The 10143-nt window shown below is 42.7% G+C and carries 10 protein-coding genes and 1 rRNA gene; 4 read left to right on the top strand and 7 right to left on the bottom strand.

Annotation, left to right across the window (positions count from 1 at the left end; all coding sequences use genetic code 11):
- Positions 1 to 115: ribosomal RNA gene (gene rrf / locus NH153_RS02830) — 5S ribosomal RNA — on the top strand.
- Between the two features lie 561 nt (positions 116 to 676).
- Here rrf and NH153_RS02825 read toward each other — a convergent pair.
- The 7 genes from NH153_RS02825 to cysG all read right to left on the bottom strand — a co-directional run bounded on the left by NH153_RS02825 (position 677) and on the right by cysG (position 7756).
- On the bottom strand, positions 677 to 1939 hold the full coding sequence (locus NH153_RS02825; protein WP_063700760.1) for an aromatic amino acid transport family protein: 1263 nt from the start codon (positions 1937 to 1939) through the stop codon (positions 677 to 679).
- Positions 1940 to 2092: 153 nt separating this feature from the next.
- The gene (locus tag NH153_RS02820) at positions 2093 to 2284 is read right to left on the bottom strand and encodes a hypothetical protein (RefSeq protein WP_063700758.1); all 192 of its coding nucleotides are present in this window, start codon (positions 2282 to 2284) and stop codon (positions 2093 to 2095) included.
- A 176-nt stretch (positions 2285 to 2460) separates the two neighbouring features.
- Entirely contained in the window at positions 2461 to 3231 is a 771-nt protein-coding gene (cysQ, locus tag NH153_RS02815; RefSeq protein ID WP_063700756.1) for a 3'(2'),5'-bisphosphate nucleotidase CysQ, read from the bottom strand.
- Between the two features lie 3 nt (positions 3232 to 3234).
- The gene (cysC, locus tag NH153_RS02810) at positions 3235 to 3831 is read right to left on the bottom strand and encodes an adenylyl-sulfate kinase (RefSeq protein WP_063700754.1); all 597 of its coding nucleotides are present in this window, start codon (positions 3829 to 3831) and stop codon (positions 3235 to 3237) included.
- A gap of 144 nt (positions 3832 to 3975) precedes the next feature.
- Complete coding sequence (cysN, locus tag NH153_RS02805) at positions 3976 to 5400, bottom strand: sulfate adenylyltransferase subunit CysN (RefSeq protein ID WP_063700751.1); 1425 nt, start codon at positions 5398 to 5400, stop codon at positions 3976 to 3978.
- A complete protein-coding gene (gene cysD, locus NH153_RS02800; RefSeq protein WP_063700749.1) occupies positions 5400 to 6299 on the bottom strand; it encodes a sulfate adenylyltransferase subunit CysD in 900 nt (299 codons plus the stop codon). Before cysD ends, cysN begins: the two co-directional genes overlap by 1 nt.
- Positions 6300 to 6334: 35 nt before the next feature.
- Positions 6335 to 7756 (bottom strand): siroheme synthase CysG, encoded by a 1422-nt coding sequence (cysG, locus tag NH153_RS02795; protein WP_063700762.1) that lies wholly within the window; start codon positions 7754 to 7756, stop codon positions 6335 to 6337.
- Positions 7757 to 8028: 272 nt separating this feature from the next.
- On the opposite strand from cysG, the gene deoC reads away from it, so the two are divergent.
- The 3 genes from deoC to NH153_RS02780 are packed head-to-tail and all read left to right on the top strand — an operon-like array spanning position 8029 to position 10129.
- Complete coding sequence (deoC, locus tag NH153_RS02790; protein ID WP_063700747.1) at positions 8029 to 8772, top strand: deoxyribose-phosphate aldolase; 744 nt, start codon at positions 8029 to 8031, stop codon at positions 8770 to 8772.
- A complete protein-coding gene (locus NH153_RS02785) occupies positions 8762 to 9262 on the top strand; it encodes a hypothetical protein (protein ID WP_058586658.1) in 501 nt (166 codons plus the stop codon). Before deoC ends, NH153_RS02785 begins: the two co-directional genes overlap by 11 nt.
- A gap of 18 nt (positions 9263 to 9280) precedes the next feature.
- Positions 9281 to 10129 (top strand): SPFH domain-containing protein, encoded by an 849-nt coding sequence (locus tag NH153_RS02780; RefSeq protein ID WP_063700745.1) that lies wholly within the window; start codon positions 9281 to 9283, stop codon positions 10127 to 10129.
- Positions 10130 to 10143 lie beyond the last annotated feature (14 nt).

Here is a 10143-nt window from a genome sequence, read left to right as displayed (position 1 = left end):
CTTGGTGACAATAGCGTTTTGGACCCACCTGACCCCATGCCGAACTCAGTAGTGAAACGAAACAGCGCCGATGATAGTGTGGCATTTGCCATGTGAAAGTAGGACATCGCCAGGCTCCAAATTAAAGAAAGCCCGATTCGAAAGAGTCGGGCTTTTTTGCGTTTTAGCTGTCAGCTTTCAGCCGTCAGACGTCAGCTGAAATACAGAGATATCAGACGTCAGATATTAGATGTTAGTTGAACTGTGGTGTTGTTTAGTACAGAGTCACCCTCAGCAACAAACCCCGTAGGAGGCACTTCAGTGCCGAATTCAGACCAGAACAAACATATTCATGGCTAAAGCGATTCCTACAAGTACACTTTACCTAGAACCTAGAACCTAGAACCTAGAACCTAGAACCTAGAACCTAGAACCTAGAACCTAGAACCTCCGGCAGAGGGAAATGCAGCACCAAACACCCACACCGCGCAGCTGAACGCTGACGGCTGAAAGCTGATAGCTCTTTGATGTGTTGGGTTTCGCTGCGCTTTACCCAACCTACGCCAGACTTCCAAACTTTACTCTTTCAACTTTCCCCTCGCTAACTAGCAACTCGCTAACTTCACTCCCACATCTTGTGTAACAAAAAAGCCCAGCCGGTTTCCCGGCTGGGCTTCTATATCGAGCAATAATGAGATTACTTAATCATGTTGTAGATAAGTGCAAACACAGCTAGAGCGCCAATTGTAAGTACGAACAACGTGCTCAAACGATTTCTGTATTTGTGTAAGCTAGGCACCTTATATACGGCAATCATTGGCATGATGAAAAGGATCATGGCAATGATAGGGCCTGATAGCTGATCCATCATGTCTAAAATACTTGGGTTGATCACCGAGCAATACCAAATAGCAAAGAACATGATAACAGTGCCAATCTTATCAACGAGTTTAGGGTTCATATGGGCTTGCTTACTAACAAGGCCGTTGAAGCTTTCACGGGCACCTAAGAAGTGGCCTAAGAATGAAGACGTAATCGCGATAAAGGCAACTAATGGCCCTAGAGTAGCAATAAACGAGTTATCAGTGATATTGGCAAGGAATGACAAGATAGACACGTTATCTGCTTTTGCTTGTACCATTTGTTCTGTAGATAGTGACAGTACGCACGAGAATACAAACAGTAAAACAAACACAATTAATAATAAGCTGGTGCGCTTTAGAATTGCTTCTGACTTCATTTTGGCATTATTGCCGTAGTGAGCGCGCTGTACATGCACAAAGCTTGATATTGCTGCAGCATGGCTAAATGAGAATACAATGATAGGTATTGATAACCAAAGTGTTTTCATGAATCCTGAAAACTCAGGGACTGATACATCTGGCATTTGCCAGCTTGGGATCAGGTAAATAGATAAGAAGAACAAGATAGCGACGAGAGGATAAACAAGGATTGCAAAAGCACGTAACATGAGTGCTTCGCCACCTAGCATTAAACTGATCATACCGCCAACGAGCAGGCCAGATAACACCACGCGTGGGGGGGACTCCATACCTAATTGATTAACGATAAAGCTGTCTACAGTATTGGTTAAGCCAACACCATAAATAAGTAAGATAGGGAAGATAGACAGAAAATACAGTAAAGAGATTAAGCGCCCGGCGTTAATGCCAAAGTGTTCTTCTACTACATCGGTAAAGTCTGCTTCAGGCTTTTTTGATGATAAAACAAAGCGGGCTAAGCCTCTGTGAGCTAAGTAAGTCATCGGAAAGGCAAGGCATGCCATGATAATTAAAGGCCAAAATCCGCCGATACCGATATTAATTGGTAAGAATAAAATCCCTGCACCGACTGCGGTGCCAAATAAACTTAATACCCATTGGGTGTCATGAAGATTCCATTTTGAGTTACTACTTGTTGTCGATGCATCATACGGCATAGCATCTTGATGTGTGTTCATTAGCACTCCACTATTAGAATAATAATTGTCGCGCAGCATATAGAAAAGCGACTAAGAATGCATGTTTTAGCGTTGTATTTAGATAACTATGCTGTAAGGAGAGACTTACAAAGAAAGAGAATTGGGCTTATTTAGAAAGCCCAGTTGTGGTATTTATTCTGCGGCTGCAAGTGCGCGAGCTTTAATGTCTGCGGCAAATGCTAAACCTTTCTTAAAACGTGCCTCAGCTGCAGTGATTTCACTTTCATCGCCATTGGCGGCAAGCACTCCTTGTGAAAGGGCTTTATAAAGTGCGGTAATTTGTGCTTCATAGCCGGCTTCAATTGCTTTTTCAACAGTCGTCATGGTTATTCCTTTAATAGATTAAGAAAGCAAAATACTATAGGAACAAGGACTTATTGGCTATATGATTGTGGTCATAAAGTAGGGAATATGAAATTTGGATATTTATTTTGCTATGACAGGGGAGATGCTGGGTTTCGCTACGCTCTACCCAGCCTACGGTATTTAACGGAACGCTTTTAGTTCTGTAATGCCGATACGACAAAATACGGATTCAGATACTCTTCTTTACTGTTATACAGTAGTGGGCTGCCATCTAGTTTGCTAACCGTTGCGCCTGCAATTTCGGCAATCGCATGACCTGCTCCGGTATCCCACTCACAGGTTGGGCCAAGGCGTGGGTATATATCAGCACTCCCTTCGGCAACCAGACAAAGTTTTAGTGAGCTGCCCTTTGAAACCATTTCTACATCTTCAAACTGTTTTACGAATTCAGCTAGATCAGGAGAAGGGTGTGAACGGCTGCCGACAACACGGATAAGCCCTTTATTTGGCTTACGGGTTACCTTAAGTTCAATGCGCTCATCACCTTTATCTTTAAAGGCACCAATTGCTTCAGCAGCAATATACGACACACCTAATGCCGGTGCATCGACAACAGCTAATACCGGTTTCCCTTTTTCAATCAAGGCAATGTTTACTGTGAACTCGCCATTCTTTTTGATGAACTCTTTGGTGCCATCAATTGGATCGACTAACCAGTAGCGTTGCCAAGTTTGACGAATATCCCAGCTAATATCAGCGCTTTCTTCGCTTAGAATTGGTACATCAGGGGTGAGATGTTGTAAGCCATTCACAATCACTTTGTGAGCTGCTAGGTCGGCGTCGGTCACTGGGCTTTCATCAGCTTTGTACTCAACATTAAAGTCCTTTTCGTAAATCCCCATTATTGCACTGCCGGCTTGGCGTGCGAGGAGTAATATTTCTTCTAGCAGTTCCGTTTGATTCATGACTTAACCTATAATTTGCTGTTGTTTTAAATACGCTACCAGTTCTTGCACCGATTGGTCTAGGCTGTTTTTACTGGTATCGATTTTAATTTCTGGCGATGTAGGGATTTGATAGTCTGAGTCGATACCTGTGAAGTGCTTAATTTCACCTGCACGCGCTTTTTTATAAAGCCCTTTAGGGTCGCGTGTTTCACACACGTCGAGCGGGGTATCTAAAAATACCTCAATAAACTCACCATCCTCTACTAAGTTTCTTACCATATCGCGTTCGCTTTGGAATGGCGAAATAAATGCGGTTAATACCACAAGACCGGCATCGACCATCAGCTTGGCAGTTTCACCTACGCGACGAATGTTTTCCACGCGGTCTTCATCAGTAAAGCCAAGATCTTTACATAAGCCATGACGCACATTGTCGCCATCAAGTAGGTAGGTGTGAACGCCTAACTGGTTTAATGCGCTTTCTAGTGCGTTTGCAACAGTGCTTTTGCCTGAACCTGAAAAACCAGTGAACCATAAAATGGTTGGCTTATGCTTTTTTTGCTCACTACGCTGTGATTTGCTAATGGCGTAATTATGCCAAACGATATTTTCATCCATTGTCTTTACTCCAATCATTGAGAAACCAAAGCTCTCAAAATAAAGAAATAGATTTAAAGGGGTGAGAGTGTGGTAATCAAATATAAATAGTAATGCTGGCTTAAAAACGGTTGTTGTCTTATAGCCAGCATTGTCTTACCTAGCCTATTTAAGTTGGCTTATATCAAGCGCTTGCCAATGAGGGAAGTGCTTGCGTACTAAAGCGTTAAACTCAACTTCAAAGTCGCTAAAGCTGCTTTGATGTTCTTCAGTGCTAAGTAATTGCTCAATCATACCTGCCGCAACGGTTAGGTTTGATAAGCGGTCAATTAGGATGAACGCACCTGTTTCATGGTTGTTGTGGTACTCATCAGCCAAAATTGTTTCTGTAAGCTCTAAAGTTACAATCGCAATTTCGTTAAGTTGTAATGAGTCTGCTTGACCATGCTCAAGGGTATTTACATCAATCGTGTGATCGATTTTTCTTACCACTGCTGAGGTATTTTTGCTGCCTAACTTAAAGTTATAGCTTTTACCTAATACAAGCGGCGCTTCATGCATCCACACTAACTTAGCTTGAATACGGTTTGTCACAGCAGCTTTTGAAGCGGCTGGTACAATCACATCACCACGACTGATATCAATTTCGTCGTTTAACGTTAGAGTGATTGCTTGACCTGCTTCAGCGCTATCTAAGTTGCCATCGAAAGTTACAATCTCTTTAATGCTTGAGCTTTTACCTGATGGTAACACTTTCACTGCATCACCCACGCTAAGTTTGCCAGATGTTAAAGTACCTTGGAAACCACGGAAGTCTAGGTTTGGGCGTACTACATATTGCACTGGAAGACGCGCTTCAAAACCGTTATCAATTTCAGCCGCTGGTGAGTCTTCAAGTAACTCCAGCAGTGGCTTTTCTGTGTAATAAGGTGTGTGCTCTGAGCGAGTAACTACATTGTCACCTTTCAGCGCTGACATCGGCACAAATTTGATATTAGTAACGTTTAGTTGTTCTGCAAACTTAAGGTAGTCAGCTTTGATTTTCTCGTATACGGTTTCATCGAAATCGACGATATCCATCTTATTGATAGCAACAACAAACTGCTTGATACCTAACGAGTCACAGATAAAGCTATGACGCTTCGTTTGTACTTGTACGCCATAACGCGCATCAACTAAGATAATCGCCACATCACTGGTTGATGCGCCGGTCACCATGTTGCGCGTGTACTGCTCATGTCCTGGCGTATCAGCAATAATGAATTTACGTTTTGCTGTAGAGAAGTAACGATAAGCAACGTCAATGGTAATACCTTGTTCACGCTCTGCTTGAAGACCATCGACAAGAAGTGCTAAATCAAGCTCTTCACCCGCATTACCAACTTTTTCATTGTCTTTATGCAGGGCTGCAAGTTGGTCTTCATAAATTTGGTGACTGTCATGTAAAAGGCGGCCAATCAGCGTAGATTTACCGTCATCCACACTACCACAGGTCAGCATGCGTAAAAGGCTTTTGTCTTGTTGACGCGCAAGGTAGGCGTCGATGCCTAACTCTCTTACTTCATTAATCGTGTCGTTTGTTTTAGACATTAGAAATAGCCCTCACGTTTTTTCTTTTCCATTGAACCAGCAGAGTCGTGATCAATCACGCGACCTTCACGCTCAGAAGAGGTTGAAAGCAGCATTTCTTCAATAATTTCAGTTAAGGTACCTGCCGTTGATTCCACAGCACCCGTTAGCGGGTAACAACCAAGAGTACGAAAACGTACCGACTTCATTTGCGGTACTTCGCCTTCTTCTAATGGCATACGCTCATCATCAACCATGATTAGCGTGCCGTTACGCTCAACGACTGGGCGTTCTTTGGCAAGGTAAAGTGGAACCATTTCAATGTTTTCTTGGTAGATATACTGCCAAATATCCAACTCAGTCCAGTTAGATAACGGGAATACACGAATGCTTTCACCCGGATTAACTTGGCTGTTGTACGTATTCCAAAGCTCTGGACGTTGGTTTTTTGGATCCCATCTGTGGTGTTTGTCACGGAATGAGTAAACACGCTCTTTAGCTCGTGATTTCTCTTCGTCACGACGAGCACCACCAAATGCAGCATCAAAGCCGTATTTATCTAACGCTTGCTTTAAGCCTTGCGTTTTCATGATGTCGGTGTGCTTTGCTGAGCCGTGCACAAATGGATTGATATCAATCTCTAACCCTTCAGGGTTCTTGTGGACGATTAAATCAAAACCATAGTCTTTAGCTAGGCGGTCACGAAACTCGATCATTTCCTTAAACTTCCAGTTGGTGTCAACGTGTAAAAGTGGAAATGGAATTTTTGCTGGATAAAACGCTTTACGTGCTAAGTGTAATAACACTGATGAATCTTTACCGATTGAGTAAAGCATCACCGGGTTTTCAAACTCAGCAGCAACTTCGCGCATGATTTTGATACTTTCAGCTTCTAATTGCTGAAGGTGTGTTAAAGCCATTGTTAGTCGTCCTACTAAAATGATTAAAAGTTAAATTAAGCTACGCCAGTAATTGGCTGGGCAAAGCTGCTGGTTTGTTCTGTTTGGCCAAACCATGCAAGCTGATGGTGCAATGATGCAACTTCGCCAATAATTAATAAGGCGGGTGAAATAATACTATGGCGCGAAATCAAGTCGGCCAGCTCACCTAATTGCCCTGTTACAACACGTTGTTCTTTACGTGTGCCGTTTTCGATAATGGCAACCGGTGTGTCTGCACCGCGGCCATGTTTTAATAGTTGTGCTTGAATATGCGGTGATTTAATCACTCCCATATAAATCGCTAAGGTCTGATTTGGCTTGGCGAGTGATTGCCAATCCAATTCTTGACCATCTTTTTTACAGTGACCTGTCACAAACTGAATGGCTTGTGCGTGATCTCTGTGAGTAAGAGGAATACCGGCATAAGCGCTACAACCTGCAGCAGCAGTAATACCCGGTACGATTTGGTAACGTACTTTATTCGCGGCTAGCACTTGTACTTCTTCACCACCACGACCATAAATAAACGGGTCGCCACCTTTAATACGGCATACTTTTTTGCCTTGCTTGGCAAAATCAACCAACATCTGGTTGGTATCTTCTTGCGCCACACTGTGATCGCCTAAACGTTTACCTACGCAAACTAGGTCTGCATCACGGCGTACTAAATCCATAATTTCATCAGAAACTAAGTAGTCATATACCACCACATCAGCTTGTTGCATTAACTGCAGTGCTTTTAAGGTTAATAGCTCAGGGTCACCTGGGCCTGCACCTACAACATACACTTCGCCTTCTGGTTCTGGCTTTGCATCTAACAATTGCTCTAACTGCGCTGTTGCAGCTTCGGTATTACCCGCTTGGACTTTGCTTACAACTGATGAATCAAATACGCCTTCCCAAAACTGGCGGCGGTCAGCAAAGTGTTTAAAGCGTTGTTTTACTTTGTCACGAAAGCTACCAACTAATGTAGCGAGTGGACCTATATGCTGTGGAATAAGCGTTTCGAGTTTTTCACGTAAACGACGTGCTAATACCGGTGCTGTGCCTGCGCTTGAAATTGCAATTGTGATTGGATCACGGTCAACAATGGATGGAAAAATAAAGCTGCACTTAGGTTGATCATCCACCACGTTAACGAAAATATTGCGTGCATTCGCAAGTTCGAACACGTCTTTGTTCACGCTTTCGATATCTGTCGCGGCGATTACCAGCATTTGCTGGTCTAAATACTGTTCTTTGAATGTATCAGTGATCAGGTTTACTTCGTTTTGCTCAGCAAGAGCAAGTAGCTCATCACAAAATTCAGGCGCGACTAGCGTTACATGAGCACGTGCTTTTAAAAATGCACGGCATTTGCGTAACGCGACATCTCCACCGCCGACTACCAACACAGGTTTGTCGTCTAATTTGGTAAAGATTGGTAAATATTGCACTTTGTTCTCACCCCTAAAACACATCAACGAAACTGCTTATTGCAGGCAAGCAGAATATAGTGCTCTAAAAAAAGTAAAAAATAATTAAAACCAAGTTTATATAACTAAAAGTTATACCAGGTGGTTTGTTTTGGCTTAAGACTTAGTTAACAAGGGATTGCGACGAGTTACAAGTAATTAAAGGGCCTTATGGTGATTAGTTATGATTTATAGCCGAATGATAAAAATTTGCTACTATAGGTCACTAATATGGCAACACAAATATAAGAGCTATGACTAAAATGCAAACAAGCGCTGCCCAAGCGGTGGCACTGATGGACTTAACAACTCTGAATGACAGCGACACAACAGAAACCATTAATAACTTGGTTGCTAGTATTGAGCCTAAGTTAGGCATTCCTGCAGCGGTTTGTGTATATAGCCAGTTTGTCAGTGACGCTAAACTGGCACTCGCTGAGCGTGAATTACAGCAAGTCAAAGTGGCTACCGTCACTAACTTTCCTGGTGGGGATGAGCCTTTAGAGGAAGTGCTAAATGAAACCTTGTTTGCCATTGAACGCGGTGCTGATGAAATTGATTTAGTGATCCCCTATAAAGCACTAATCGCCGGTGATGAGCGCAAAGTTTTAGAGTATGTCAAAGCGTCAAAAGAGGCATGTGGCAGCCAAGCGCAACTTAAAGTTATTATCGAAAGTGGCGAATTAAGCGATGATCTCATTGCAACAGCAACTAAGCTGGCAATTGATGGTGGCGCTGATTTTGTTAAAACCAGTACCGGTAAAGTGGCTGTCAATGCAACGCTAGCTGCAACTGACATCATGTTAAATACCATAAAAGCGAGTGGTAAAAAGGTCGGTTTTAAAGCGGCGGGCGGGGTCAGAACAGTTACTGATGCTGCTGAGTATTTAGCCCTCGCGGAATCAATTATGGGTGAAGCGTACTTACAACCCGAGCTATTTCGTTTTGGCGCTTCTGGGTTATTAAAAGATGTGTATGCAACATTAAATGAATCGTGAAAGTGAACAAGAGAAAATAGCGCTCGAGCATGGCGCAGCAAAGCTGTTTTTACGCTGTTACGAAAAGCAGTTTGGCGTAAGCATGCGTAATATTTGGCATAACACGCCGAGTAAACCAGACGTGAGTTGTTATAAAGGTGATGAACGGCTCGATATTGAAGTCGCGCATTTATATGCCAGTGAAACAGAAGCAATGGCGGTGTTAGGTCGGCCTCTGTCTATCTCAATGCAACGCGATCTCGCTGAAATGGCTTTAGCACCGAGTAACGAACGTTTGCACTGTGCTTTGCATCGCTTGCTGGCACAAAAAGCCAAAAAACATTACGAGTCTACGCAGCCTTGGTTATTAATTCGCAATGCCAGTACTATATGGCATCTCGATGATTTTAAGTCAGTACTTACTCACCTTGATGTGCCTAAGCACCATCCATTTCAACAAATTTGGTTGTTATGTGATTTTTATCGTGGTGAGTTATTACAAATTTTATAATGGAATGAGATAACAACAATGAAATTTAAACGTTCAGGGACGCAAACACTTCTATCGAGTGTTTTTCCAAGTTTAGCATTAGCAGGGTTAGTTGCTGTATCGCTCACTGCGTGTACTAACCCAAGTACACCCGCGGGTGAAGAAGGTTACGTATTTGAAAAGCCGCGCGTGTTTGGCGAAGGTGGTTATCAAGGCACTATGATTGGCCCAGCTAACTACGGCATGTCACTGTGGCGCAATCAAGTAATTAATATTGATATGCGCCCGAACACGTATACTGAAACATTTAAGATTTTAGCTAACGATGACTTAAATATTAGTTTTGATTTTCATGCGGTCATTTCAATAGAAAGCGGCTCTGTCAGAGCGGTGGTTGAGCAATACGGTGGTGAAGATTGGTATCCGCGATTTGTTCGTGAAACATTTAGAACTTATGTGCGTGATATTGTTCAGCAATACGATAGCGGCGTGTTAAAAACCAATCGCGAGAAAATAGCTGCAGAAGTAACAGCCCGATTAAAAGCGTATTTAGAACCAACGCCATTTAAGCTCGCCAATGTCGTAGTGGGAAATATTAACTATCCGGCTATCGTTGCTAATGCTGTTGAGAAAAAATTAGCAGCACAACAATTACTGTCTGAAAAAGAAACGCAAAAAGAAATTGCACGAAAAGATGCTGAGATCCGTGTAGAAGAAGCGAAAGGTATTGCACAGGCGCAAAAAATTATTAATGCCACTTTGACGCCAAACTATCTACAACATGAAGCTATTAATGCGCAGTTAAAGATGGCTGAGTCACCTAACCATACAACTGTTTATATTCCTGTTGGTAACAATGGTGTACCACTGGTGAAAGGCACAAACTAAGATTTTCAACAGCC

Source organism: Pseudoalteromonas gelatinilytica (assembly GCF_001641615.1).
Taxonomy (GTDB): Bacteria; Pseudomonadota; Gammaproteobacteria; order Enterobacterales; family Alteromonadaceae; genus Pseudoalteromonas; species Pseudoalteromonas gelatinilytica.
This window is presented reverse-complemented; position numbering and strand designations above follow the sequence as displayed.